Genomic DNA, 25,878 nt, shown 5'->3' on the forward strand with positions numbered 1-25,878 from the left:
GACGCCCCGTCACGGGTGCGGGTGCTCAGCCCTCGGCCGAGCCCTCCTGCAGGTTCTTCACCAGGTTCGGGTCGACCGGGACGCCCGGGCCCATGGTGGTGGTGAGGGTGACCTTCTTGAGGTACTTGCCCTTCGCGGCGGACGGCTTGGCCCGCAGGACCTCGTCGAGGACCGCCGCGTAGTTGTCGATCAGCTGGGTCTCGGAGAACGAGGCCTTGCCGATGATCAGGTGCAGGTTGGAGTGCTTGTCCACCCGGAAGGTGATCTTGCCGCCCTTGATGTCCGAGACGGCCTTGGTGACGTCCATGGTCACCGTGCCGGTCTTCGGGTTCGGCATGAGACCGCGCGGGCCCAGGATCCGCGCGATCCGGCCGATCTTGGCCATCTGGTCCGGCGTGGCGATCGCCGCGTCGAAGTCGAGCCAACCACCCTGGATCCGGGCGACCAGCTCGTCGGTGCCCACCTCGTCCGCACCGGCGGCGACGGCCTCCTCGGCCTTCGCGCCGGCGGCGAAGACGATCACGCGGGCGGTCTTACCGGTGCCGTGCGGCAGGTTGACCGTGCCGCGGACCATCTGGTCCGCCTTGCGGGGGTCGACGCCGAGGCGCATCGCGACCTCGACCGTGGCGTCGAACTTGACGTTGGTGGTCTCCTTGGCCAGCTTCACGGCCTCGGCGGGGGTGTAGAGCTTGGACCGGTCGATGACATCGGCGGCCTTGCGGTAGCTCTTGCTGCGCTGCATGGTCTGGTAACTCCTGTGGTCTATGGCGGGCCGCGGCGTCCGCGCGCCCTCCCACGAACTGGATCTGACGGTGACCGGGGTCAGTCGGTGACGTTGAGGCCCATCGACCGGGCGGTGCCGGCGATGATCTTCTCGGCCTGGTCGATGTCGTTGGCGTTGAGGTCGGCCATCTTCTTCTCGGCGATCTCGCGCACCTGGGCGCGGGTGACCGAGCCGACCTTCTCCTTGTGCGGGACGCCCGAGCCCTTCTGCACGCCGGCGGCCTTGATCAGCAGCCGGGCGGCGGGCGGGGTCTTCAGCACGAACGTGAAGCTGCGGTCCTCGTAGACGCTGATCTCGGCGGGGACGATGTCGCCCCGCTGGGACTCGGTCTGCGCGTTGTAGGACTTGCAGAACTCCATGATGTTCACGCCGTGCTGGCCGAGCGCAGGGCCGACCGGCGGCGCCGGGGTGGCCTGGCCCGCCGGCAGCTGAAGCGTGAAAGTCTTGACGAGCTTCTTCTTCGGAGGCATGTCTCTTCCTGGGGCTTGGAACTGGGAAAGGTGCCGGCCGCGGGCGCGCACGGTCAGCGCGATGCGACAGCGGCGACGTTCTAGGGTAGCGCAGCGTCCCGCCGCCCCTCCCGCCGAGGTCGCACGGACGGGTGGAACGAGTACGCCGGCGGCGGGCCGCTGCCCACCGCCGGCGACCGGGACCTCAGATCTTGGTGACCTGGTTGAAGTTGAGCTCCACCGGCGTCTCGCGGCCGAAGATCGACACGAGCACCTTGAGCTTCTGCTGGTCGGCGTTGATCTCGCTGATCGTCGCCGGCAGCGAGGCGAAGGCACCGTCGGTGACCGTGACCGAGTCGCCGACCTCGAAGTCGAGGACCTTGATCTCGGGCTTGGCCTTCTTCTGCTCGGTCTCGACGGCCGGCGCCAGCCACTTCAGCACCTCGTCGAGGGAGAGCGGAGCCGGGCGGTCGGCCCGGTCCGTCGCGCCCACGAAGCCGGTCACGCCCGGCGTGTTGCGCACGCAGGAGTAGGACTCCGCGGTCAGCTCCATCCGGACCAGGATGTAGCCCGGGAAGACCTTGGCCTGCACCTGCGACCGCTTCCCGTTCTTGACCTCGACCTCTTCCCGGGTCGGCACCTCGACCTGGTAGATGTAGTCCTCCATGTCGAGGCTCGTGATCCGGGTCTCGAGGTTGGTCTTGACCTTGTTCTCGTAGCCGGCGTACGAGTGCACCACGTACCAGTCGCCCGGCGCGTAGCGCAGCTTCTGCCGCAGCTCGGCGACCGGGTCGTAGTCCTCGTCCGGGGCGGGCTCGGTGGTGGGGAACTCCGGCTCGCTGGCGGCCTCGACCGACTCGTCACCAGCCGCCGTCGCCACCGTGGACTGCTCGTCCGTGGTCTCGGCGGTCTCGTCGTACTCAGGCACGCTCGCTCACTTCCGTCACTATCGGCTCAGTCGGCCGGTCAGCTGGGGTTGCCGAAGACCCACAGCACGCCCTTCGCGAAGGCGTAGTCCAGGCCGGCCACGATCGTCAGCATCACCGTGACGAAGGCGACCACCACGGCCGTGTAGGTCAGCAGCTCCTTGCGGGTCGGCCAGATGACCTTACGCAGCTCGGCCACGACCTCGCGGATGAATCGGGCGATGCGGCCGAACAGACCCACGCGATCGGTGTCCGTCTTGGTCTTGGGCCGGCTGTCGGCCGACTCGGCCTTCGCCCGCGACCGCGTCGCGGTGCCGCCCCGGGAGACCGGCTCCTCGGCGTCGGTGGCGTCGTCGTCGGCCACGTCGTCGACGACCTCGTCGTGCAGACGGTCGTCGCCGGCGTCCTCGCCGCGCCGCTTCTTGTCGGCCACTTCGCCCTCCGTCGCGGGATGTCGGGTCGCACGCGGTGGGCGTGCGCAGCGCTTGGTCACGCCGGCCGGACCAACCGTCCCGCGACGGGCCGCGGCCGGTGGACCGGCCGGACGGACCCGAATGCCTCGGAACCACCCCGCCGATACCACCACCACGGGCCGGACGCCGCCCTACGGCGGCGCGACCCACGGGAACGGTCAGGCCTGAGGCGCAGGGGTGACAGGACTTGAACCTGCAGCCTGCGGTTTTGGAGACCGCTGCTCTGCCAATTGAGCTACACCCCTGTGCGGCAACGCTCACCCCGCCCGGTCACAGGACCGTGCAGGGGTCACTTGCCCCACGGCGGACCAGTGTACGGGTAGTCGCACGACTTTCCCAACCGGTCTGCCCATCGCGCGTCGCGGGCCTGGTCAGCGGGCCGTCCGGACGGTCGCCCGGGCCTGCGAGAGCACCTTCTCCCCCAGGCAGGTCGCGGTCACGTCGAGCCTGGTCAGGCCCTCCTCGGTGACCTCCCGGACGACCGCCGTGACCTCGATCTCGGTGCCCTCGTCGTCGTCTGGGACGACCACCGGCCGGGTGAAGCGGACGTTGTAGTCGACCACCGCGTCCGGCCTGCCGGCCCAATCCGTCAGCGCGCGGCCGACCAGCGCCATGGTGAACATGCCGTGGGCGATCACGCCGGGCAGACCCACCTTGGTGGCGAACCGGTCGCTCCAGTGGATCGGGTTGAAGTCCCCCGAGGCGCCGGCGTAGCGGACCAGGTCCGCGCGCGTCACCCGGAACGTCTTGGCTGGCAGCTCCATCTCAGCCCTCCCCGCGTACGACGAGCTTCGACCAGACGGTCACCACCGGCTCCCCGGCCGACGTGCCGACCTCGGTGCGGGTGGTCAGGAAGTCGTGCCCGCCGCGGCTGCTGACGTCCTCGACGACGCAGACGCAGACCAACTCGTCCCCCGCCACCACGGGGCGGGTGTAGGCGAAGCGCTGGTCGCCGTGGACGACCCGGCTGTAGTCCACGCCGAGGGCCGGGTCGTCGATGATCTGCTGGCTGGCGGCCATGCTGACCACCACGGGGAAGGTCGGCGGGGCGACCACGTCCGGGTGGCCGAGCGCGCGGGCGGCCTCCGGGTCGTGGTGGGCCGGGTCGGCGGCGCCGATCGCCGTCGCGAACTCACGGATCTTTTCTCGGCCCACCTGGTAGGGGGCGGTCGGCGGGTACGTCCGGCCGACGAAGGACGGGTCCAGGGACATGCCGCGAACCTACACGCAAAACAAGATCGCCGATCCGTACGGGGCGGCGGCGGCCGGAGCCGCGCCGTCCTGACGGACCGGCGATCGGGAAGTGCGGGGACCGGGCCGGCGGAGCCGGCCGTGGGTCAGCGGGTCTCGCGGTGGACCGTGTGCTTGCCGTCCCGCGGGCAGAACTTCTTCAGCTCGATGCGGTCCGGGTCGTTACGACGGTTCTTGCGCGTGATGTAGTTGCGCTCCTTGCACTCCACACACGCCAAAGTGATCTTCGGCCGGACATCGGTCGCCTTCGCCACGGCGGAGTGCCTTCCTCGCTACGGGTAACAACTACGGCGCATCAGCCTACGCGCTGACCACGCGGACATGCAAAGTGGGCGCCTGTGGCGCCCATCCCACCGGCCACCGGGAACAGGCCCGGTGGACGAGAGTAGCGGTGGCCGGACTTGAACCGGCGACACAGCGATTATGAGCCGCTTGCTCTACCATCTGAGCTACACCGCCGTGGCGGGTCCAGCCGGACCCTCTGAGCCCCCTTACGGAATCGAACCGTAGACCTTCTCCTTACCATGGAGACGCTCTGCCGACTGAGCTAAGGGGGCCTGCGCGATCTCCCCGGGGGGTGACGCGCAGGGGATACATTACACGGCCGTGCGGCGGAGATGAAATCGGATCCCCCAGAGCCGTATTTCCACAGCTCAGGGCACGACGCGCAGCCGGGGCAGCTCTCCGGCGGAGATCGTCTCCGGATCCACCTGGGCGCCGAACCAGGCCTCCAGCCGCTCGTACGGCAGTGGCCGGCTGAACAGGAAGCCCTGGCCGATCTCGCAGCCGATGTCCTGGAGCAGCTCCAGGGTCAGCTCGCTCTCCACGCCCTCGGCGACCACGGCCAGGCCGAACTGCTGGGAGAGGGTGACCACGGCGTTCACGATCGCCAGGTCGCCCGGGTCCGTCGCCATGCCCTGCACGAATGAGCGGTCGACCTTCACCTCGTGCACGGGCAGCCGGCGCAGGTGCGCCAGGGACGAATCCCCCGTGCCGAAGTCGTCCACCGACAGCCGTACGCCGAGGTCCCGCAGCCGCCGCAGCGTCGGGATGGGCCGGTCGGTGCCGTCCAGCACCCCGGCCTCCTTGATCTCCAGCGTGAGCCGTTGCGGCGGTACGCCGTACTCGTCGAGCAACTCCTGCACACGGGCCGGGAAGTGCTGGTCGGTGAGCGTACGGGCGGAGAGGTTGACCGCGACGGAGAGCGGCTGGCCGGCGTGCGACCAGTCCCGGCTGCGCCGCAGCCCCTCGCGGAGCACGAACTCGGTGAACCGGCCGAGCTGGCCGGTGTGCTCGGCCACCGCGACGAAGTCCTCCGGGGCGACCGACCCGTGGGCCGGGTGCTCCCACCGGGCCAGGCACTCCACGCCGACCAGCCGGCGGTCCCGCAGCGTCACCTTCGGCTGGAAGTAGACCTTCAACTCGCCGTCGTCCAGCGCCCGCCGCAGGTCACCGGCGAGGCCCAGCCGCCGCAGCGACCGGGACTCCAGCGCCGGGCTGAACAGCTGCACGCTGCCCGGCACGGACTTGGCCGCCGTCGCCGCCAGGTCCACCCGTTGCAACAGGGAGGCGGCGTCGCTGCCGTGATCCGGGTGTACGGCGACGCCGACCGCCGTGTCCACGTCCAGGGTGAGCGCGTCGAAGACCATCTCGTCGCGGATCTGCTCGCGCAACTGCGCGGCCAACTCCACCGCCGCCTCGGCGCTCTCCAGCCGCAGCGTGACCAGGAACTCGTCCCCGCCGGCTCGGCCGACCAGGGCCGACGACGGGGCGCAGGCGCGCAGCCGGTCGGCGACCTCGGCGAGGACCTTGTCGCCCGCCGCGTGCCCCAGGGACTCGTTGACCTGCCGCAGCCGGTCGACGTCGAACAGCAGGAGCGCCACCACCTCGCCGGGCGCCCGGATCTTGACCGCCTCGTCCAGCGCGCCGGTGATCCGCCGCCGGTTGGGCAGCTTGGTCAACGCGTCGTGGTACGCGTCGTGCCGCAGCCGGTCGACCAGCCGGGAATTCTCCAACGCCACCGCCGCGTGCGCCGCCACCGTCTCGAACAGGGGCACGTCGGTGCGGACGAAGTGGTTGCTGTCACCGAGGCGGTTGGCGACCTCCAGCGTCCCGATGACCGCCTGGCCGGACCGCAACGGGATGACGATCACGTCCTTGACGCGCTCCGCCGACAGCGCCGCGCGCAGGTCGCCGTCGGTCATCAGGCCCCGCCCGACGGCCACCGTACGGCCCTCGTCGCGGGCGCGTTCGCGCAGCGCGGCCGGCGTCTTGGCGAAGTCGAGCAGGCCCGGGTCGTCGTTGCGCGCGGTGAGCAGCACCTCCGGGTGCCGGCCCTGGGCGGGCAACCAGAGGGTGGCGTACTCGGCCTGCATCAGGGCCCGTACCCGCCCGAGGAGGGCGTCGGGCAGGGTGCCGTACTGACCGCTCTCGCTCACCGCGCGGCTCAGTTCGTACATGTCGGCGAGCGTGCGGTGCTGCCGGAAGAACTGGGCGTACGCCCGGTAGACGAGCGCCAGCGCGGCGACCAGGACCGCCAGCAGCAGCAACGACCACCAGGTGGCCGCGATGAGGATCAGGACGATCATCCCGCAGGCGATGTTGATCGCCGCGGCCAGCAGTCCCGGCGGGGACTTCCGGAAGACCTCGCGCCCGGCCTGCCAGCCCTGGAGCAGCGTGTGCACCCCGGCGATCGCGGTGAGGCTCACCAGGTTCACCATGCTCGCCGCGACGAACAGGGTCAGCCAGGTGGCCGGGCCCACGCCCTGCACCGGCGGGAACGCCTGGAGCACCAGGACGGCCAGCGACGAGCCGGCGGCGGCCCGGGCCACGTTGAACCAGAACTTCGTGGCGGTGGAGGGGTGCCGCAGGTGGGTGATGATCGCCGAGAGTGTGTAGATGGCGACGACCGTGAGCGGCCGGACGAGGAAGAACGCCAGGACGAGCGGGATCTCGTTGAGCGTCATCCCGATGGACTGCCGCCGGACCGTGAAGTTCAGCACCGGCATGCCGGCAGCCACCATGGCCACCAGCAGCAGCACTGCCAGTGGCCATTCGCCGAACGGCTCCGGGGCGACCAGGCCGACGACCGTGGCGCAGACGACCGCGAGCATCGCCAACGGCCCGGTGATCAGCCAGGCGTACTCCGTCGAGCGGGGACCGGTGCGGCCTCGACCCGCCATGCCGCTCCCCTCACCGGCCGCGCCGGCTCACATCATCGACGTGGTGGTTCGTCAGAGCTTGGGCATGTTCCAGACGAAATCCAACAACTGAGCGTCGCCGACGTTCGAGGCGTCACCGACGAAGACGCCACCAGCCACAGCGGCGAGTACGAAAAACGAGCCAAGCAGCCGGCCCAGCCTTCGACCAGACATGTTTGCTCCTGTCGGGGAAGTGTCACGGGGATGGTGGAGGTTCCACGATCGTGCCACAAGGCAGGTACCCAGAAAAGCCGTGCGCCTGCCGGCGGCCCGAGCGTCGGTGACGTTCCGCCGTTCGGACCACCACCCTCGTCGCAGCAGGCCAGATCACGAGCCTGCGACGGCCACCACCCACTTCGTACAGTGCCGAATACGACCTTCGGCGCATTCCGCCCGGCGACGAGGCCGGCAGGGCCGGCCGACCCTACGGCTATCGTCCATCAGTCGCCCGGGGAGCCGCACCACCCATCCGGACACGCGCCCGGGCATCGACCACCATACCCGGTCTGCGCCATCGCACCAGTGTCGAGACATGATGCGTCCGATCGGTGGAGGGCAATGCGGCTGGAGCGGCGGATCCGGACAAGCCGGTCACGAAGGGGACCGCGGGAGTGAGCGCCTCCCGCCCGGCGCCGCACGGGCTTCGCCGGCCGTCCGACGTACGTCTCCCCGTCGATGCAGTCGGCGTAGACCCGAAGGAGCACGAGGCCGTGGCCCAGACGCCGGGCAACCTCCGCCGGCGGGACGCCTATCACCAGGTTGACCAACCTCCCTGGGCAGTACACCTAGTGCGCCGGGGAGGGCGCCTCGGGAGGACGGCCGGCGGCGTGGCGGGCGTCGGCCAGGGCGACGGCGAGCAGCACGAGCGCGGCCACGACCGCAGCGGCCAGCGACGAGGCGAAATACAGGGGGACGGCGGCGACCGCCAGGGCGGCGATGGCGACGATGCGGCGGACGGAAAGTCGGTCGAACACGATGCGTTCCAGACGGATGCGGCCGTAGAGGAACAATGCCGGGCCGCCGAGGATCGCGACGAGCCACACCGCCTCGGGCCGGCCGTCCGGGTGCTGCAGTACGATCTCGAACCCGACTGCGGCGGCGACGATGCCCGCCACCATGACGACGTGGGCGGTGCCGGTGGCGCGGCCGGCGGCGTACCGGTCCCCCGCCGCGGCGACAGCTTCGGCGAGGACCTGGCCGGAGCGGTAAAAGTAGATGCGCCACAACAGCACGGTCGACAGGAACGCCACCACGAGCCCCGCGGCGGCCGCCGCGGTGACCGGCTGGTTGGTCAGCGTGAGGCCGACGGCGAGGACGGTTTCCCCGAGGGCGATCATCAGGAACTGCTGGTATCGCTCGGGCAGGTGGTGGCGGCTGTCCATGGCCCACGCACTGACCTGCGCTGGCCGGGCCATCCCCGGCACCGGCCAGCGCAACTGCCCGGCGACGATGTCAATGGTCACGGCGACCCCCCACAGGGTGGCCCGGGCGCTGCCACTGACGGCCGCGCCGGCGAGCCAGATCACCGCCGTGGCCGCGTACCACAGCACTGACCGGAGGTAGAGCCGCCGAAGGGGGTGCCCGCGCAGCGCGGGCATCAGGATGAGCGGCCGGCCGAGCTGCAGGATCACGTACGGCAGCGCGAACGCCCACCCGCGGCCCACGAACGCGTACGGCAGCGAGGTCGACATGACCAGCAATCCGAAGGCACTGGCCAGCACAATCCACTGGATCTTGCGGCGGCGGGGGTCGAACCAGCTGGTGATGTGCGCGGTCGTGATCCACAACCAGATCAGCGGCAGCGACAGCACCAGCAGGAAGGCCATCGACCGCCACCGGACGACAGCGTCTTCGCTGACGATGTCCCGCGCGACGCGGCTGACCACCCCGGCCAGGGCGAACACCAACACCAGGTCGACGAACAGTTCCAGGAAGTTGGCCTGCCGCACGTTCTCGCGACGTTGCAACAGGTCCTGACCCTCTCCACCGCCTTCCGGATGTCCCATACCGCTCATACTCACCGCCACCTGCCCGGCTCACCGGGGGTTGGACGTCGTACACCCGGAGGGAAAGCCGCACAACGGTGACCGGCAACGGCTCCTGGCCCGACCAGGATGTCGTACGAATGGGCGAACGGCACCAGGTCCGCAACGCCGACCACGATGCACCCGAAGCCTCTGACCAGCATGAACGCCGACCCAACAGGGGTACGGCGACACCGCTGCGACACAGGGGCCGCAACTTTCCCTGCAGTTCAGACCCTCGGCCTGGCGCGTCGTGATCGATCTGCGCGGCCACCATCGAACACCGCAGGTCAGTGATGCGGCGACTCTCAATCGCAACCGGGCGGCCAGGATCCTGACGAAGTCATACGTATCACCCCGACCGGCCTATCCCGCTGCAGCAGCTTGCGGACCGGCTCGGCCGTCGCCTGGCGCGTTCATCGCCCTCGCTGACGCACCTACCAGTGAGGAAGGCCGCCCGCAGGTGCCGAGACTACCGTTGTTCCAGGATGTGCGAGCCCTATACCTGGGAGGTTCGCGCACGTGCACCCGTTCGCGCCGCAGGCGCCGACACGCATACGACACAGCCAGCGAGACTGCGTGGGCCATGGCGGGACTGAGCGAGACCGACAAAAGAGGCCCCTGACCGGCGTTTTCGCTGGTCAGGGGCCTCTTTCTGCACCTGGTGGCGGGTAGAGGATCCGAACCTCTGTAGCTTTCGCGACGGATTTACAGAGAGCGCGGAATCTTGGGTGCTGCACCGCCCGTGACCAGCGGTTTTCCTGCGATCTTGAGCGCCGATCCGGTCGTGTTCCCGTGATGTTCCCGCAGCGGGAACACCGTCACCGCAGGGCGTTCCCGATCCGGTCGTTCACCCCGTCCTCTCCCCCATTGATGCAGTTCGCGTATACCCGCAGCAGGACGGCGACGCTGTGCCCCAGGCGGCGGGCTACCTCGGTCGCCGGGACACCTGCGTTGAGCCAGAGCGAGGCGGCAGCATGGCGCAGGTCGTACGGCCGGCGGGCGAGCGGTGAGGCGACCTGGGCCGGGGTGAGCGCGTTCTCGCGGGCAAGCTTCCACCAGCGGTCATAGACCGACTCAGACAGCGGACCACCGTGCAGGCCCCGGAACAGCCGACCGTCAGGAGCAGTCTCGTGGTCGGTGATGTGCCGGTGCAGCAGCGCGACGAGCTGCGACGGGATCGGCACGACACGGGTGTCCTTGCGGGCCCGATGCTTGAGGCCGCGCCGCTCGTGTGTCTGACCATCGTCAGTCCAGGCCGAGCCAGCGCGGGGAGCAGTGCCGGCCAGGGTGATTCGACCCCACCCGTATTCGATCTTCTCGTGTCGACACGCGCCGGTCGCTGGCACCGTCACGTCAGGCAGCTCGGCCCCGCAGGCGAGACAGCGGCCAGGAAGCTCACAGTCAGCGTGACGCAGGTCGGCTGCCTCCGACGGGCGAGTCCCGGCGTAGTAGAGGCAGCCGAAGAAGGCGGTCACCCGGTCGGCCCGCTTGCCGAGCGCGGTCACAGCGTCGAGCAGGGCCGCCGCTTGGGTCGGGTTGGCTACCACGCGACGGTCGACGGCGGAGGCAACCTCGGGGGCGGTCCACTGGATGCGGTCGATGGGGTTGGCGTCCAGGCGGCCGAGCTCCATCCTCGGTGTCGAACTCCCACCGAAGCGTCTTGCCCGTCTCCGAGTCCCCAGCCCTGGCAACCACGTGCCACCGGACCTCGCGGGCAAGCCACACGTCACGCCGGGTCAGTCGACCCCAGGTGCCATTCCACCATCGCGCCACCAACTCCTTGCCCACCCGATGATCGTACAAGAGTTCTAATTTGCTGGTGGTGAAGCAGCGTGAGGGGGTGGGCCGGCAGGCAGGCCAGGAGGGAACCGCGAGGGGCCGTTGATGGAGAAGGATGGCAGGCGGCATGTGCGCAGCGACATAGGCGGCCGGTGTCTACGCGAGGTGAGCGTAGCGGCACTCTGAGGCGATACCGGACGGCGAGGGCCCGGGTGGTGTTGTGTTCGTGCCGGCTAGGTCGACTCGGACGCTTCCTGTGATCTGTTGCCGAATTCGCCTGTACTAGATCAAGGCGCTCCGCGCGGCGCGGGCCGGGGCGCGGCAACCGGCTCCTACGGAGCCGCCGCCCCGGCCGCCTACGGCGCCGGGGCGGAAAGTCAGCCGGCCCGCAAACCACGCCCCGCCCCGCGCGTCACCCCTGGGCCCGTGAAGGGACCCGGTGACAAGTCCCGGACTGACCGGAACCATGCGACAGCCTCTACCTCCTGCCCCTTCCAGCCTCGTAACGCCTCACCGCGGACCGGGTCGATGGTCGGTCGGATCGAGTTGCCGAACGGAATCCGTCAGGCCGCTCACGGGTCCGAGGTGGGGAAGGGTTGGAGGTAGGAGAAGGGGCGGAGGGCGAGGGCGGGGTTGGGGTTAGAGCTGCCTCCGGCGGGGGCGCAACGACTCCAGGATGGAGTTGCCGAAGGGTTCCGGTCCGTGGGTGGTTGGGGTGGGATGCCATCCCGCCAGCCACCGACCCAGGCAAGCCGAGCAGACCAGGGCCAGGGTGTGTGGGTCGGCGGCAGATGGGATGGCAGGATCGCCAGCGCTTACTCTTGCCAGTGGAAGTACGGCGTGTCCGTCTGAAGCCAAGATGGGTCAACGCTGAGCCGCAAAATATCCCGCGCCTGCACCGCGATGACGGTTAACGGTGACGTTGAGATAATAGCTCTCTGGCGCAGCGCCTCGCCAATGGCTACGTAAAACCGCTTGCTGTCAGTGTCAGTGTCAGGAAGAAGATACACCACAACTGGTCGGAACTCCCGCTTCACCTCGCGTTCCGCAGTTGCTTTCGCCTCGTCGGCCGCCAAGATGCCCGACCAGGCCGATTGTTTCGCGCCCGCACTCCGGAGAGTTTTGACTTCGACAACCAGGCTGGGCAACTGGGGATGTGAGGAGGTGAAGACCGCGTCCATCTCTGCGCGGCCTAGACGAACGCCGCGCGCAACGTCAACTTGACCTTGGAAGGGTCTCGCTAGGCGATCTAGCAGCCGGTTCTGGTTGACGAGGTACGTCAGGAGCCCCCGGACGTTCGAAGGTGCATCAGCCGGGATCTCGAGAGACTCAGTCCAAGAAGCATCTACGTTGGATGCAGGGCGTGGGTGCGGCACTGCCGACGGCTCGGCCTCCTGAAGCTCCGACCCGACCGGTACGGCCAGCAGTTCGCCATCCTCTTCGATCTTCTCCTCTGCCACCCGCGCTTGCTCATCCGGCGACAGCTGGTGAGCGCGCATGAAGGAAGCAGCCTCCTGCGTTAACTTGCTTTCCTCGGCGGCAATGCGCTTAATCTCGGCGTCCTCTCGGCTATTCAGCACGCGCTGCCGCTTACGCCATATCGTCGCGCCACGCCACACGAGCACCAGACCGACGACCAACAATAATGCCGAGATTATCGGCCAGACTTTCAACAACCAAAGGGTCTGCTCTTGCTGGAGAGCTAAGGCTTTTTGAGAAGCAGGGTCAAGCTTCCCAATATCTTCTGCCTTGATTGTTGGGACTTTCTGGGTCCTAAGGAGGAAGATTGGGAGTGCCGCCGCAAGCCCCACTGAAAGGCCGCCAACACTGACAAGAAACTTGTGATATTCGGTGAACTGGAGGCTTGGCAGCACATCGAGGACGATACTCCACGCGGGCTCGGTGGAGGTGGTTGGACAAGCGCGCCGCCGCCGGTCAGCGTCAGCCGATCAAGCTCGTAGGGCCGGGGAGTGCCGCAGCCAAGATCATCCGTTCCCGCTATGTTCCCGCAACCAGCCACAGAGCGCCGGATCGGGCTGGACTCCGTTGGACTGAACGAGAACGGCCCCGGAGTGCGTTTCCGCAGCTCACGGGGCCGTTCGTGCACCTGGTGGCGGGTAGAGTATTCGAACCTCTGTAGCTTTCGCGACGGATTTACAGGGCGTCCGCGATCTTGGCTGGGACAACCCCGCTGAGCTGCCGCTTCTCCTTGCCAATCGGCCGTCCGACGGTGGGCCGCCCACCATCTGCCCACGTACGGAATTCTGCCCCCGGACCGCCGCTCGCACGCTACAGCGTCGTCCGGACCGACTCGATGAGATGCCAACTCGCGGTGCTCGCCGCCGTCAACGCCATGGCGGTCATCAGGAAGACCCGCAGTGAGACCGATCGTCGGCGGAGCCGTAACGCAACGAGCGCGGCTGCTGCCGCAAGAAGGAGCTGCACTGCCGCCGCCCCAAGCCTGGCCCAGACGAAGGAATCCATGGGACCGACCCAGACGAAGACGACGTGAAAGATGGCGTAGGCAGCCTCACCGGTGAGCAGCCCGAAGGCAACGCCGAGAGCAATGCTGGCATTACGGGCTGCGCCGACCCGGACGACGTGCGCGAGGCAGCCCAGGACCAGTCCGCCGAACAACGCGCCAGCCAGCCAGAAGGCAGACGCACGCGCGATGGAGTAAAGCCCGTCGGGTGGCAGCGCTGACCCCGAACCGCTGAGCCACTGCCGACTCAGCGAGGCAACGAGGCCGTAGTAGGTAAGAGTCGCCAGGGCGAGTGTTCCGACCCCAGCGACGAGAGCCGATCTCAAGGTCGGGGCGTAGTAGCTCACGGCGAGGGCCACCACGCCCCAGGCGAATCCCGAGCTGAAGGCTGGCACGAGGAACCTACCCACAGCTTCCGGCACGAGGTCGGCAGCGAAAGCCGCCATCCCCAGGGCTACTCCCGCAAGAAGCGGAGAAAGTTCACGCCGCGCCGACCGTCTGCCGACGGCCTTCAACTCCGTCACCTGGATACCGCCGGACACTCGGACATTCTCGCCTGACACGGCGGTGTCAGCGACAACGAAAACGCGTTGAATCATCCGAGCGCGTCGCCGATCTTGTCGTTCATGGTGTCGTCTCCCCCGTCGATGCAGTTGGCGTAGACGCGGAGCAGGACGGCGACGCCGTGGCCCAGGCGGCGGGCGACCTCGGTCGGCGGGACGCCAGCGTTCAGCCACAGCGAGGCCGCCGCGTGACGCAGGTCGTAGGGACGGCGTACGAGGGGCGAGGCGACCTGTGATTCGGTCAGCGCCTTCTCGCGGGCGAGCTTCCACCACCGGTCGTAGACCGACTCGGAGAGCGGCCCACCGTGCAGGCCAATCCGGGCCGACGCCGTGATTCTCGACGTGCGCGCACAGCAGCTCGACGAGCCGGGGTGGGATGGGGACCGTTCGGGTTTCCTGCCGGCCCCGGTGCTTGAGTCCGCGCCGCTCGTGGGAGCCGCCGTCATCGGTCCAGTGCGAGCCGGCGCGCGGGGCGGTTCCGGCGAGCACCAGGCGGCCCCAGCGGTATTCGACCTTCTCGTGATCGCAGGACGAGCACCTCGTCGGGCTGATCGAGGTCATACACGAGTTCCGGTAGCCGGTCGGCGGCGGGCATGGCGGTCATCGGATGATCCCGACGACCTGGGGCCGGTTGGGCTGGACGACGCCGAGCGGAGGCAGCACCGCCGACGGGGCCGGGCGGGCCGCCGGGGCGGACACGATCGGCTCAGCCGGTCGCTGCGGCTCAGGCTCGGTGACGATCTGCTCCGGGACGTCGTAGGTCCAGTCGACCGGCGGTTGGTCCGGCTCGGGAGCCGGGACGGCCGCGGGTGCGCTGGACAGGACGACCTTCACCAGGGCGAGGAACGCCAGGGACGGAACGGCCGCCACGATCCAGCCCCACACCGACGGTTCGGCTTCCGCGACCTGGGCAGCGAGGGAGAGCAGCGCGAACGCGACCAGGAGCACGCCGACCAAGCCGACGGGACGACCGTCGCGACGGCGTGCGCGGATCTCCAAGCCGAGGTAGATGGCCATCAGCTCGACCGCTACGGCGTTGGCCCAGCCGATCCAGTCGGGCTGTCCGTGGGCAACGGTCAGATCGTGGACGTGGGTGAAGGCGGCAGCGCCGGCCATGGTGCCGATGGCGAGCAGGATCAGCACCCGTACGCCGGACTCGGCCCGGTGGCGGATCATCGGCCACCCCGGGGGCTGCGGACGGTGAGGGTGATGTGAATGTGCTGCCCGTCGAGGTCGCGGCGGCGGTTGACCATGTGCGCCAGTCCGTGCAGGGCGGCGGCGAGCCGGTCCGGGGAGTCGTTCAGCTCGATGTGCAGCGGCTTGAGTCAGGACGACAATAGACCAGACGAGGATTCCAAAACGGAGACACGACGACGCCAAGTCGCCGCTGACTCAGAGCTTGCAACCCTATTCGCTGTCGAAGTCGGGACCCTCCTGTTCGAGCAACAAAGCATTACTTGAACAGATGGAGCGGTCGCGCCAGTAATCAGAACTTACCGGCTGCTTCGACCAGGGCAATAGCGTTCGTCCACGCCCTCGATGCGGCTTTAAGGCGACCCCTGGGTGGGCCACACTCTCTAACGCGTTGGCGCGCGTCCGACACTTCCCCTGTTGCTAAATGCGCAAGGGCGGCCGGTTGGCGCGTACAGTGGTAATTTTGTCGCGCCTGCGAAGGCTAGTCAGCGCCAGCGCTGGTGGCATAGCGACGCCATGGGTGCAGGGCGGCCCTCCGACCAGAAGGATCCTCCGCATCATCAGGTGACGGCCCAAGGGCGCTCACCGAATTGGACCTGCCCACCCTGGCCGACTTCAACTACAAAGGCTCAGCCGGGCTTGCTGCGCATCTAGCAAACTTCTGCATCGTTACGTGGGAACGGTACGCGTTTGGCGGCCCTCGGAGCCTCTAGCCGAAGGTCCAGTGGGGTCAGCTACGCTTGATCCAATACTCTCGCCAACTCTTGAGCCAAGTCCGTCCTGTCGTTCTCACGAAAGAGTCGTTCCAGCATGCGAACTAGATCGCGCGCGTTCTGCCTCGGAAACTGCTCGAGAAATTTTTGGATGCATTGCGCAATGACCACCCATTCACTACCAGGCGCCCACTGACTTACCGACCGCATGATCTCGTGGAAGTCGTCTGGCACCGGAAGGTTGCCATGCTTTGTGATCCAGTACAGCCGGGCTGTTGCAGGATCACAGAAAACATCGTCCCTAAGAAAGGTCAACTCGGCTCGAACTCTGTCCCTATCGAGCCTTTCCCGAGAAATCTCGCGGACCGACTCCTCATAAAGCTCAGCAGCCCTTTGGACAGCGTCAGCCACGGAGACAACGACATGAGCAGAACCAAATATTACTTGTTCCGTGGTCCCAGGGAAATCGCGGCCCAGCACATAGTTGATCTCCTGCTCTGTCGCTGAGGAGCGCAGCACATTGAAGCGCTCCGCAACTGGCTCGACTATCTGCCGTGCACGACGAGCTGCCAGAGCAACAGTTTGCTGACGACTCATCTCAGCGGCCGAACGACAAGACAACGTCACATGGACGTCGAAAGGAAAACCCTTTCGAGTGCTGTCTGCCTGATCCGTGAACTCAAAAGTCAAAGTGTCACCGAATCGAGGACGGGCCCGAATGCCAAGAAGGGCCTTTAGGTTCACGGTGTGCGAGTTGGGTCGTGAATCCCAGTAGTGCCGCTCTCATCCTTCCCGCCAAGGGACGAAACATGCCTCGTCGGAAGTAACTCGACTACCGGTGGTGGCACTACGGCACCCATATCTGCCCGCGCGATACCTTGTGATAGATCCGGTCCGGCGCTAGATAGCTGTCTGCCCACCATCGATACGTCCGGCGGCCCCGATGGCGGGGCATCACATCCGGATGAATCCTCTTCGAACCAAGACGTGGCTGCAGTGGCGGTAGTGGAGTGACTCACCGCATCATCCGTGGGGTAGTCTGTAGACCGCCCATGGAGAGTCGCGTATACAGAGGCGTCACGCTGACCTGCAGCGTAACGGTCCGCATAGAGCAGCTCGTCTAGCTCTCGACGAAGGTCCTTGCGCCCCGGGCTGAGGTTCAATGCCAGAGACCAGCGCTGCAACGAGTCGTCCAGTCGATGACGAAGCAAAGTTGGTGTGGTAGATCCATTGACTACATCTCTGAAAAGCTGGAGGACGAAACTGCGTTCATCGGTGGAGGCTAGGCACGCCTCGAACCAACTCCAAATGCTTTCGTCTAACTCATTCTCATCAACGGGCGCAGCCAGGAACGTCTGCCAGCACCTCAAAATTGCTGTCAAGTTCGCGGTTGAGCTGTTATCTCGGCCAGCTATAAGGACGGACGGCTTGTGGTGCACATCATCCATGATTGCCGCTAGCGCGCCGAAGATATGCGGACCAGCCGAGTCGTTGCCGCTACACCAGGCTTCGACCTGCTTTAGAAGGGTTGACCGCGTTGTCTTTTCATTCCACAGAGCCTTGACAGCCTCTTTAACTGCTTTAAGAACAGAAGGGTCACTCGACCTCGCCGCATGCCGAAGTCGAACCAGAGCCTTTCCGGGGTAAGCGAGTCCGAATGCCCCGGCACACACGCGGGCGCTCGCCTCTATCAATCTCGCGTCCCCTCCAGAAGCCCACAGGCGCAGCTTATGGTGCACTTTTCGATCAATTGATTGATCGAAGCACGCCAGCGACACCAACCGAATGGATTCTTCGTAGAGGGTTTCGTCACCATGCCAAGACTTGACGATTGTGTCGAGAAGATCCAGCTTGTCAAAACGGACCATGAATGCTAATGAGAACTCTACTACCCTCTTGGCTCTGGATTCCTTGCTTTCTGTCTCGCCATTGGCCGGACGGACTACGTCGTTCACTAGCCAACTAAGAAATTCGTCGCGGCAGCGCGGGCGGTCTGCCCAGAAGTACTTAACAACAGCATCTTCCCAGCCTGGACGGGTAAAAGAGACTACGTCCTCTGCCAGGTCCGCCCCGACTCGGTCGACTACTTGAAGAACGCCAACTCCCTCTTGACCGTTCGTAGAAAATTCCGCAGAAGGCTCCCCGAAATGCTTACCCAAACGTTGAGCGGCGTCGTACACGTCGCCCACAGGGGCATTACCATACGCGGCCGCGATGAGCATGAAGTTGCGCTCGAAACTACTCCTTCCAGGTTGCGAATGCCATGCAAGGAGTTCTTTGTGCCAACTGCGCCGCGCCGCAACCACGCTAAGAACGCGTCGCTGGAATATTTCGTCGCCGACTTCCAGTTCCGCAAGTGAGCGATCATGCAAGACGGCAGGAAGCTGCTCCACAGGAGCTCGGTCGGCTCGCATGATCAGTTGCATTACGCTCATCACGCCTCTGGGCGATTCATCCCTTATGAGGCGCACGATCTCATCATCACGGAGCCAGCGGTCAACGTCCCTGTTCCCGTACCGTTCGAGCCAGCCTCGCATGATTTCTGCGCCGGGGGCCGGGACAACATGGTGCGCCTTGAAAGGCGAACCAACGCCGATCCTGTCCCACTGATTTTCATCAACAACGACTACGAGCCGACCACCACTTTTGGACATGATGGCGGCCATCGAATTCAGATGGTCCCCGAATTTACTCGATACCATAAATCCTGGCGACGCTGAAGACCGTTCCCCGCTGCGCCCATCGTCGTCTGGCGGCAACTCGAGGATTGTGCAGACGTCGCTGGAATCTCTTAGTCGGTCTACGTCGATGAGGCGTTCCGCGCCGTAGCCGAGCCTCCTAAATCGCCCCAGCCCTGGCACGATCTCGCTTATGTCAGACAGCAATGCAAGGGCCGTAATCGACTTGCCGACACCCGGTGCACCGGTTACTACGACAATGGACCCAGGAGCCAGAAAGTCCAATAGGAGCTCGTAATAACTCGCCGACCGCGCAAAGATGGACCCTACCGATTGAAGCTGACTCGGCGTTATGGTCTCGGAGGCATGGTCTTTTTGGATAAACCCAAGAACTACCTGGGCCCCAATCGTGGTGCCGCCACTTTGCGTACCGACATCCACCTTGACGCTCAACTGCTTCGCCAGATCGCCAAATTCGTGAATCGCCTGTGCGAGCATCGCTGAATCACCCGATCCGATCGATGCGGGCCCCGGTGAATTCGCCCGACTCATGGACCCGCGCGACTTGGTTGTCTACTTCTGCATGACCGCCGTGGTTGATTTCACCCACATCTGCACCGACAACTCTTCCATGCACATCTTCGAGGCGGTTCTGCACCTTAAACGTTGCGTCATCGCCCTTGCCGAACTTGAATTCCTGGCCATAAACAGCGTCAAGGATCGACTTCGCTTTGCCTAGAACTATTCGGAGTTGGGCTTCCCTTCCGTCGAGGTTCTCGTAACTCTGCGAAACCTTCAGCAACGCATGCAGGATTTCGATTTCAGACTCGCGTTGCTCCACGACATCATCATTGAGTTGCAGTGGCCCGTTGACCTCAATCGATGGAGGAACTTCCGGAGCCTCCAGCGCCGGCGGTTGTTCGCCCTGTCGGCTCGAACGCCGACGCTCAAGAAAGAGGTCGAATTGATGGTAGGTGAACTTGACGCCCTCAACCAACGCAGCGCCTACCAAGACCGGGAAGGCAATCTCTTCCACTGGGTCTCCTCCCGTAGCCATATTCGTTGGGCAACCATGTAGCTTCGCTCAGACCAAACGCCACAACTGCGCGGCTCATCCCGTGCAAGCAGCTCAGTACGCGACAATACGGCACCTTTGGTTCCCCATCCTTGCCATAGATCGACGAAGATCAGACTTTTTAAGCGTCTGACCTGGGAAGACTGGCCTCGATAGGACTCGGCTCATTGGATTTGTCGAGTTGCCGACACTCGCGCTCGGGTCTGCGCGGCCAACAGCGGCAGCTGTGAGTCGTCTTCTTTGGTCCACACAACCACAAGCCCTCAACAGTGGCTGCTCACCGTCCACGGACAAAACCACCCCCGCGGCAGCAGGCGAAAGTGGGCCTTCTGCTGGAGGATCAGCGAGTCAGCGAGTCGATCAATTGCCGAATTGGTCTTTTTTGAATCAAGGCGCCGCGCTCCGCGCGGCGCGGGGGCGGTGAGCCGGCCGGCGGCAAGCCGCCCCGGCCGCCTTCGGCGCCGGCGCGGAGAGCCACCGACTGCCGCCGGACCGCCGCCCCCGAACTCAGCTGATGTACAAGAGCGGCACGAGCACGGCCAAGCGGTACGGAAGCCGAAGGGGCCGCCGTGATCGATAGTCGGGGCTTCCGACTGCCGCGCCAGTCCAACCCCGGGACTGGCTTGCCCCCGGCCTGCCTCCCGTAGTCAGCGACACGCCAGCCCGGAGTCCTCAGGCAGCCCCTATGCTCACGGCCCGCGCCAGCCCAGCAAGCGCCGCCAACACCAACAGGCGCAGCCCAGAAGAGCCCTCAGCGGCAAGATCGACCTGCCCACCATCTGCCCACAGCCAGTCGTCAACGGCTGGACTGAGCCAGACTCGGTCAGACGAACGACAACGGCCCCCGATCAGCATTCCTGCTGGTCAGGGGCCGTTCTCGCACCTGGTGGCGGGTAGAGGATTCGAACCTCTGTAGCTTTCGCGACGGATTTACAGTCCGCTCCCATTGGCCGCTCGGGCAACCCGCCAGGGCACCCCACCGCGTCGTAACGCGGTAGCGGAAGCAAGGATAGCGGCTCCCCCCGGCAGGAGCGCAACCGGGTACCGTCAGGGGGTCGTACCGCTGGTCAGCGGGGGACACAGGACCACAAACCGCCGGACAGCAGGAGCATGAGCATGGCAGCGAACCCGTCGTTCGACATCGTGAGCAAGGTCGAGCGCCAGGAGGTCGACAACGCCCTCCGCCAGGTGGAGAAGGAGCTCGCGACGCGGTTCGACTTCCGGGGCACCGGCGCCGAGATCTCCTGGTCCGGCGAGGAGGCGATCAGCCTCCAGGCGGAGACCGAGGAGCGGGTACGGGCCGCGCTGGAGGTCTTCAAGGAGAAACTGGTCAAGCGGAACATCTCGCTGAAGTCGCTGGACGCCGGCGACCCACGCTCGTCGGGCAAGACCTTCAAGATCGACTGTAGGGTCATCCAGGGCATCGACTCGGACAAGGCCAAGGCGATCAGCAAGAAGATCCGCGACGAGGGCCCGAAGGGCGTCCAGGCGCAGATCCAGGGCGACCAGCTCCGCGTCACCGGCAAGAAGAAGGATGACCTCCAGGCCGTCATCGCGCTGCTCAAGGGCGAGGACTTCGGCGTCGCCCTCCAGTTCACGAACTACCGGTAAGCCTCAGCCGCCCTGGCTGATCATCAGGTCGTCGACCTGCTGCAGCCTGGCAGACGTCGTTGCCGTCGGTCGTCGTTCGGTATTTCCGTCTGATGGCCGGCGGCCCGGCGACGGCCTGGACCTCTGCGGTCGGGCTCCGTGGTGCTCGCCCGGTGCCCGCCGGTCGTCGAAGGAGGCTGTCAGACTGGCCGCCGATTCGACCGGGCCGATGTGGAGTGGTCGATCCATGGGGAGTGTGCTGTCGTTCCGGGTGACCCCGGAGGAGCCGGGCCGGGCGCCCCGGAGTGGGCCGCGGAGCACGTGGTCGACGACGAGGATCGGCCGGTTTGCTGCCTCGACAAGCCTGGGCCGGCCTCCAGTTCCTGCTGGACGGGGCAGAGGTGGGGGTCAACCTCTACGCGTCGGGCGGCGCCGCGATCCGGGACTTCACCTTCTGACGCCGCCACCCACCACCGCCGGAACCGGCCCCGCCATGCTCACAGGCTGCCCTCGGCAGAGGTCGCCGTGGTGGACCGGCGCGGGCGGGCCAGGGTGAGGACGACGGCGAGGGAGGCGATCGTCGCACCGGTGATCACCACGGCCATCGGGACGGCGCTGCCCTCCCCGCCCAGCCCGACCAGCGGCGCCGCTGCCGCCCCCACCACCGACTGGATGGCGCCCAGCAGGGCGGCGGCGGTGCCGGCGTGGGCGGCGTGCCGGTCCAGGGCGAGCGCGGTGCCGTTCGGCGTCACCATGCCGAGCGATCCGACGAAGACGAACAGGGCCACCGCCACCAGCGGCAGGGCGTCGAGTAGTGCGCCCGCGAGCACCGCGGCGGCGGCCAGCACCCCCACCCCGAGCGGCCCGATCAGCAGCCTGCGGGGCTCGAAGCGGTCCAGCAGGCGGGCGTTCGCCTGGCCGACGGCGACCAGGGCGAGCGCGTTGACGCCGAAGATCAGGCTGAACGTGCCGGCCGAGACGCCGAAGACGTCCTGGAAGACGAAGGACGATCCGGAGATGTAGGCGAACAGTCCGGCGAAGGCGAGGCCCTGCGCCAACGCGTACCCCAGGAAGATCCGGTCGGTGAAGAGCGAGCGGCCGGCGGCGGCCGTGGCGGCGAGGCCGCCGGTGCTGCGCCGGGATGCGGGCAGCGTCTCCGGCAGCCGCCACGCGACGGCGGCGGCGAGCAGCGCGCCGATCACCGCGAGGGCGACGAAGACGGTACGCCAGGAGCCGAAGCGCAGCACCAGGCTGCCGAAGGCCGGCGCGGCCATCGGGGCGATGCCGAAGACCAGGGTGAGCCGGGAGAAGTACTTCGCTGCGTCCCGGCCGGCGTAGAGGTCGCGGACGACGGCGCGGGCGACTACCACACCCATGCCGCCGGCGAAGCCCTGCGCGAACCGCGCCGCGGCCAGGGCCTCGGCCGACGGCACGGCCGCGCAGAGCAGCGACAGCAGGGTGTACGCGCCGACGCCCACGAGCACCGGTCGGCGCCGGCCCCAGCGGTCGCTGAGCGGACCGGTGACGAGTTTGCCGAGCGCCATGCCGATCAGGCAGGTGGTGAGGGAGAGCTGGATCTGTGCCTGGCTGGCGGCCAGGTCGCGGGTCATCTCGGGGAACGCCGGCAGGTAGGTGTCCAGGGAGAGCGGCCCGAACGCGGTGATCGTGCCGAGCAGCACCAGCAGCACCGCGGCGGCCCGTCCCGTCGGCACGGCGACGCGCTCGTCCGGGCGTACGGGCGGCGCGGTGGCGTGCGGCATGGCGGTCCCCTCCGTGGCGGCGGCCCGCATACGATAGCTCTGCCAACAGAGTTGTTGAAGCGGGGAGAGTGTCCTGTGACGGACGAGACGGTGGACCAGCTCAGCGGAGCCCTCGGCGATCTGCACCGGGTGCTGCGCCGCGCGGCCAGCCAGCGGGCCGGCAGCGTCGCCCTGCCGGACGCGCAGGTGGAGGTGCTGCGGCTGGTGCAGCGGCAGCCGGGCGTCGGCGTCCGTGAGGCCGCGGAGCGGCTGGGCACCGCGCCCAACACGGTCAGCACGCTGGTCGGTGAGCTGACCTCCGCCGGGCTGCTGCACCGGGACCGGGACCCGGTCGACCGGCGGACCGTCCGCCTGGAACTGACCGACGCGGCGCGGGAGCGGATCGCCGCGTACGGGCGGCACCGGCGGGACCTGCTCGGCGCCGCGCTGGCGGGCCTGGACGACGCCGACCGGGAGGCGCTGCTCGCCGCCGCGCCGGCGCTGCGTCGCCTCGCCGACCGGATGACGCAGCAGCGCTGACCCCGCCGGCGGCCGGGACAGCCGGTGCCGGGACAACCGGCGGCCGGAACAGCCGGTGCCGGAAGAACCGGTGACCTGAACAGCGGCGGCCGGTGGTGCGGGTCAGGCGGGCACGAGATCCTCGGCGCGTACCGCGGTGGCCTCCGCGCGGGCGATGGGGCCGGTGGGCAGGGCCGCGATCCCGGCCCCGACGGCGACCGCCGCCCCGGCGAAGAGGAACGCCCACGGCACCCCGCCGGCGTGGTCGACGATCAGGCCGGCCACCGCGCCGCCGGCGGCGCTGGCGCCCACCGACATGGTCACCACCCAGGTGTACGCCTCGTTGAGCATGCTGGTCGGCGAGATCCGGCCGACCAGGGTGTTCTCCAGGGTGAGCGCGGGCGCGATCGTGGCGCCGCCGATCACCAGGGCGGTGCCCAGCGCCGCCGGGGTGGGCATCACCGCGAAGACGGCGAAGCTGCCGGCCACCGCGGCGAGCAGCAGCGCGAACTGCCGGGTCATGTTCCGGGCCGGCTTGCGGACACCGAACCAGAACCCGCCTACCGCGCTGCCGACGCCCCAGACTGCCAGCAGCACGCCGGCGAGGCTGTCCGGGTCGTCGGAGGTGTAGTCGGTCGCGAACGCGGGCACGGTCACGCCGGCCGCGCCGAAGGCGATGCCGAGGCTGGCCACGCAGAGCAGCAGCGCCGGGAAACCGGGGGCGCGCAGCGGCCCGAGCCCCCTGGTGTGGTGCTCGCGCGGGTGCGGCTGCCACCCCCGCATCACCCGGCCCAGCGCCACGGCGGTGGTGCCGACGAGGGTCACCACGGCCGAACCGACCAGGGCGGCCCCGGCGTCGGCGACCAGGATGAAGCCGGCGACCAGCAGCGGGCCGAGCACGAAGACGATCTCGAAGAGGGTGGTCTCGGCGGCGAGCGCGGTGTTGCGCAGCTGTCGCCGGCCCGATGCGGGCGAGGTCAGGTCGTTCCAGGCGCCCCGGATCGCGGCGGTCAGCGGCGGGTACGTCGCCCCGGCCACGCCGGAGGCCACGAAGACCAGCGCCAGGCTGCCGGCGTCGGCGCGGGCGGACCAGAGCAGGCCGATCAGGGCGAGCGGGTGGGCGACCGCCGTGCCGAGCAGCACGGGGCTGGGGCCGATCCGGTCGGCGATCCGGCCGGCCACGGGGCTGAGCGCGGCACCGGCCAGGGCGTAGATGCCCCCGGCGACGGCGGCCAGCGAGTATCGCCCGGTGACCTGCTCGACGACCAGCAGCAGCGCCAGCGGCGTCATCCCGATCCCGAGCCGCCCGATGATGCCGGTGACCAGCAGCATCGGTGCCCCGGGGATCCGCCAGACGCCCAGGTACTGGCGCAGTGCGGCCACGGTCGACCTCCAAGGGAGTGTAATGAGCGGGAACCCCTTCCGACCCTAACGCCGGCCAGCCTCGGGACGAAACGGTTAACACGCTCACACAGCGGTCCGCCCGTGCCCGGCGGGGCCGGGCACGGGCGGAGAGGTGATCAACGCCTCAGCGCTGGAACTGCACCGGGCCGCTGCTCGCGGCCATCTGCTCCAGGCGCGCGACCCGCTCCTCCATCCGCGGGTGGGTGGAGAAGAGCGCGGCCACGCCGCCGCCCCGGAACGGGTTGTCGATCATCAGGTGGGCGGTGCTGGTGAGCTGCCCCTGGGCCGGCAGCGGCCGGCGCTGGGTGCCCATGTGGATCTTCCGTAGAGCGCTGGCCAGGGCCAGCGGGTCCCGGGTCAGCCGGGCGCCGGAGGCGTCCGCCTGGAACTCCCGGCTGCGGCTGATCGCGAGCTGGATGACGGTGGCCGCGATCGGGCCCAGGACGATGGTGAGCAGCAGCACGATCGGGTTCGGGGAGTCCTCGTCGTCGCCACCGCCGAGCGGGATGAACCAGGCGATGTTCGCCAGCATGGTGATGATGCCGGCCAGACCGGCCGCCACGCTGGAGATGAGGATGTCCCGGTTGTAGACGTGCGACAGCTCGTGCCCGATCACCCCGCGCAGCTCCCGGTAGTCGAGGATCTCGGTGATCCCCTGGGTCACGCAGACGGCCGCGTGCTGCGGGTTCCGCCCGGTGGCGAACGCGTTGGGCTGGGACGTCGGGCTCACGTAGAGGCGCGGCATCGGCTGCCCGGCCTCGGTGGCCAGCTCGCGGACCATCCGGTACAGCTCGGGGAACTGTGCCTCGCTGACCGGTTGCGCCCGCATCGAGCGCAGCGCGAGCTTGTCGGAGTAGAAGTAGGTGACGCCGTTCATCAGCAGCGAGACGACGACGGCGATGACCAGTCCGCCACTGCCGCCGAACCAGTAGCCCACCGCCAGGATCAGCGAGGTGAGCAGGCCGAGCAACGCGGCGGTCTTCAGACGGTTGTGGTGCACGATCACTCCTTCGGTGCGCGGATCCACGCGGG

General features: G+C 67.7%; 23 protein-coding genes and 4 tRNA genes. 2 read left to right on the forward strand and 25 right to left on the reverse strand.

All coding sequences use genetic code 11. The features are described 5' to 3' along the window. Positions 1-25 precede the first annotated feature (25 nt). The 22 genes from rplA to ACZ6Q9_RS06550 form a co-directional block, all read right to left on the reverse strand. Positions 26-742, reverse strand: coding sequence for a 50S ribosomal protein L1 (gene rplA, locus ACZ6Q9_RS06445; RefSeq protein WP_393264980.1), 717 nt, complete (start codon positions 740-742; stop codon positions 26-28). 80 nt (positions 743-822) lie between these two features. Next, entirely contained in the window at positions 823-1,254 is a 432-nt protein-coding gene (gene rplK, locus ACZ6Q9_RS06450) for a 50S ribosomal protein L11 (protein ID WP_350681614.1), read from the reverse strand. Positions 1,255-1,438: 184 nt separating this feature from the next. Then, positions 1,439-2,161: a transcription termination/antitermination protein NusG gene (gene nusG, locus ACZ6Q9_RS06455; protein WP_393105632.1), complete on the reverse strand. Its 723-nt coding sequence runs from the start codon at positions 2,159-2,161 to the stop codon at positions 1,439-1,441. Between the two features lie 38 nt (positions 2,162-2,199). Continuing rightward, the gene (gene secE / locus ACZ6Q9_RS06460; RefSeq protein WP_357692566.1) at positions 2,200-2,592 is read right to left on the reverse strand and encodes a preprotein translocase subunit SecE; all 393 of its coding nucleotides are present in this window, start codon (positions 2,590-2,592) and stop codon (positions 2,200-2,202) included. Positions 2,593-2,804: 212 nt separating this feature from the next. Then, positions 2,805-2,877, reverse strand: a tRNA-Trp gene (locus ACZ6Q9_RS06465). Between the two features lie 126 nt (positions 2,878-3,003). Continuing rightward, entirely contained in the window at positions 3,004-3,396 is a 393-nt protein-coding gene (locus ACZ6Q9_RS06470) for a MaoC family dehydratase (protein WP_393450474.1), read from the reverse strand. Between the two features lies 1 nt (position 3,397). Further along, positions 3,398-3,844 carry a MaoC family dehydratase N-terminal domain-containing protein gene (locus ACZ6Q9_RS06475; RefSeq protein WP_357692569.1) on the reverse strand — a complete coding sequence of 149 codons (447 nt, stop codon included), beginning with the start codon at positions 3,842-3,844 and terminating at the stop codon, positions 3,398-3,400. A 125-nt stretch (positions 3,845-3,969) separates the two neighbouring features. Further along, positions 3,970-4,137 (reverse strand): 50S ribosomal protein L33, encoded by a 168-nt coding sequence (gene rpmG, locus ACZ6Q9_RS06480; protein ID WP_013288652.1) that lies wholly within the window; start codon positions 4,135-4,137, stop codon positions 3,970-3,972. 132 nt (positions 4,138-4,269) lie between these two features. Then, positions 4,270-4,342: transfer RNA gene (locus tag ACZ6Q9_RS06485), tRNA-Met, on the reverse strand. A gap of 25 nt (positions 4,343-4,367) precedes the next feature. Continuing rightward, a tRNA-Thr gene (locus tag ACZ6Q9_RS06490) sits at positions 4,368-4,440 on the reverse strand. Positions 4,441-4,536: 96 nt separating this feature from the next. Beyond that, positions 4,537-7,065, reverse strand: coding sequence for a putative bifunctional diguanylate cyclase/phosphodiesterase (locus ACZ6Q9_RS06495; protein WP_396830246.1), 2,529 nt, complete (start codon positions 7,063-7,065; stop codon positions 4,537-4,539). Between the two features lie 51 nt (positions 7,066-7,116). Then, complete coding sequence (locus tag ACZ6Q9_RS06500) at positions 7,117-7,257, reverse strand: hypothetical protein (RefSeq protein WP_350711563.1); 141 nt, start codon at positions 7,255-7,257, stop codon at positions 7,117-7,119. Positions 7,258-7,868: 611 nt separating this feature from the next. Further along, a complete protein-coding gene (locus ACZ6Q9_RS06505) occupies positions 7,869-9,089 on the reverse strand; it encodes a low temperature requirement protein A (protein WP_396830247.1) in 1,221 nt (406 codons plus the stop codon). Positions 9,090-9,928: 839 nt separating this feature from the next. Continuing rightward, positions 9,929-10,741 carry a tyrosine-type recombinase/integrase gene (locus ACZ6Q9_RS06510; protein ID WP_396830248.1) on the reverse strand — a complete coding sequence of 271 codons (813 nt, stop codon included), beginning with the start codon at positions 10,739-10,741 and terminating at the stop codon, positions 9,929-9,931. A gap of 963 nt (positions 10,742-11,704) precedes the next feature. Beyond that, positions 11,705-12,763 carry a hypothetical protein gene (locus ACZ6Q9_RS06515; protein ID WP_396830249.1) on the reverse strand — a complete coding sequence of 353 codons (1,059 nt, stop codon included), beginning with the start codon at positions 12,761-12,763 and terminating at the stop codon, positions 11,705-11,707. 415 nt (positions 12,764-13,178) lie between these two features. Then, positions 13,179-13,913, reverse strand: a complete 735-nt coding sequence (locus ACZ6Q9_RS06520; protein ID WP_466021393.1) for a DUF6518 family protein — start codon at positions 13,911-13,913, stop codon at positions 13,179-13,181. A gap of 53 nt (positions 13,914-13,966) precedes the next feature. Next, positions 13,967-14,380, reverse strand: coding sequence for a hypothetical protein (locus ACZ6Q9_RS06525; protein WP_396830251.1), 414 nt, complete (start codon positions 14,378-14,380; stop codon positions 13,967-13,969). A 154-nt stretch (positions 14,381-14,534) separates the two neighbouring features. Then, entirely contained in the window at positions 14,535-15,110 is a 576-nt protein-coding gene (locus ACZ6Q9_RS06530; RefSeq protein ID WP_396830252.1) for a DUF2637 domain-containing protein, read from the reverse strand. 752 nt (positions 15,111-15,862) lie between these two features. After that, complete coding sequence (locus ACZ6Q9_RS06535; RefSeq protein WP_396830253.1) at positions 15,863-16,531, reverse strand: hypothetical protein; 669 nt, start codon at positions 16,529-16,531, stop codon at positions 15,863-15,865. Between the two features lie 50 nt (positions 16,532-16,581). Further along, the gene (locus ACZ6Q9_RS06540; protein ID WP_396830254.1) at positions 16,582-19,017 is read right to left on the reverse strand and encodes a hypothetical protein; all 2,436 of its coding nucleotides are present in this window, start codon (positions 19,015-19,017) and stop codon (positions 16,582-16,584) included. 7 nt (positions 19,018-19,024) lie between these two features. Beyond that, positions 19,025-19,555: a hypothetical protein gene (locus ACZ6Q9_RS06545; protein WP_396830255.1), complete on the reverse strand. Its 531-nt coding sequence runs from the start codon at positions 19,553-19,555 to the stop codon at positions 19,025-19,027. Positions 19,556-20,478: 923 nt separating this feature from the next. Beyond that, positions 20,479-20,562 (reverse strand) — tRNA-Tyr (locus tag ACZ6Q9_RS06550). Positions 20,563-20,710: 148 nt separating this feature from the next. On the opposite strand from ACZ6Q9_RS06550, the gene ACZ6Q9_RS06555 reads away from it, so the two are divergent. Continuing rightward, positions 20,711-21,205, forward strand: coding sequence for a YajQ family cyclic di-GMP-binding protein (locus ACZ6Q9_RS06555; protein WP_396830256.1), 495 nt, complete (start codon positions 20,711-20,713; stop codon positions 21,203-21,205). Between the two features lie 476 nt (positions 21,206-21,681). Here ACZ6Q9_RS06555 and ACZ6Q9_RS06560 read toward each other — a convergent pair whose 3' ends face one another. Continuing rightward, entirely contained in the window at positions 21,682-22,944 is a 1,263-nt protein-coding gene (locus ACZ6Q9_RS06560) for a multidrug effflux MFS transporter (protein WP_396830257.1), read from the reverse strand. A gap of 75 nt (positions 22,945-23,019) precedes the next feature. Between ACZ6Q9_RS06560 and ACZ6Q9_RS06565 the strand changes: the two genes are divergently transcribed. Next, the gene (locus ACZ6Q9_RS06565; RefSeq protein ID WP_396830258.1) at positions 23,020-23,463 is read left to right on the forward strand and encodes a MarR family winged helix-turn-helix transcriptional regulator; all 444 of its coding nucleotides are present in this window, start codon (positions 23,020-23,022) and stop codon (positions 23,461-23,463) included. Positions 23,464-23,565: 102 nt separating this feature from the next. Here the strand turns inward: ACZ6Q9_RS06565 and ACZ6Q9_RS06570 are convergent, their stop codons facing one another. Together ACZ6Q9_RS06570 and htpX are read right to left on the reverse strand one after the other, a co-directional pair. Then, positions 23,566-24,825 carry an MFS transporter gene (locus ACZ6Q9_RS06570; RefSeq protein ID WP_396830259.1) on the reverse strand — a complete coding sequence of 420 codons (1,260 nt, stop codon included), beginning with the start codon at positions 24,823-24,825 and terminating at the stop codon, positions 23,566-23,568. A gap of 145 nt (positions 24,826-24,970) precedes the next feature. Further along, entirely contained in the window at positions 24,971-25,846 is an 876-nt protein-coding gene (htpX, locus tag ACZ6Q9_RS06575) for a zinc metalloprotease HtpX (protein ID WP_350711578.1), read from the reverse strand. Positions 25,847-25,878: the final 32 nt, after the last annotated feature.

The sequence above is a fragment of the Micromonospora sp. NPDC049139 genome (genome assembly GCF_055586845.1).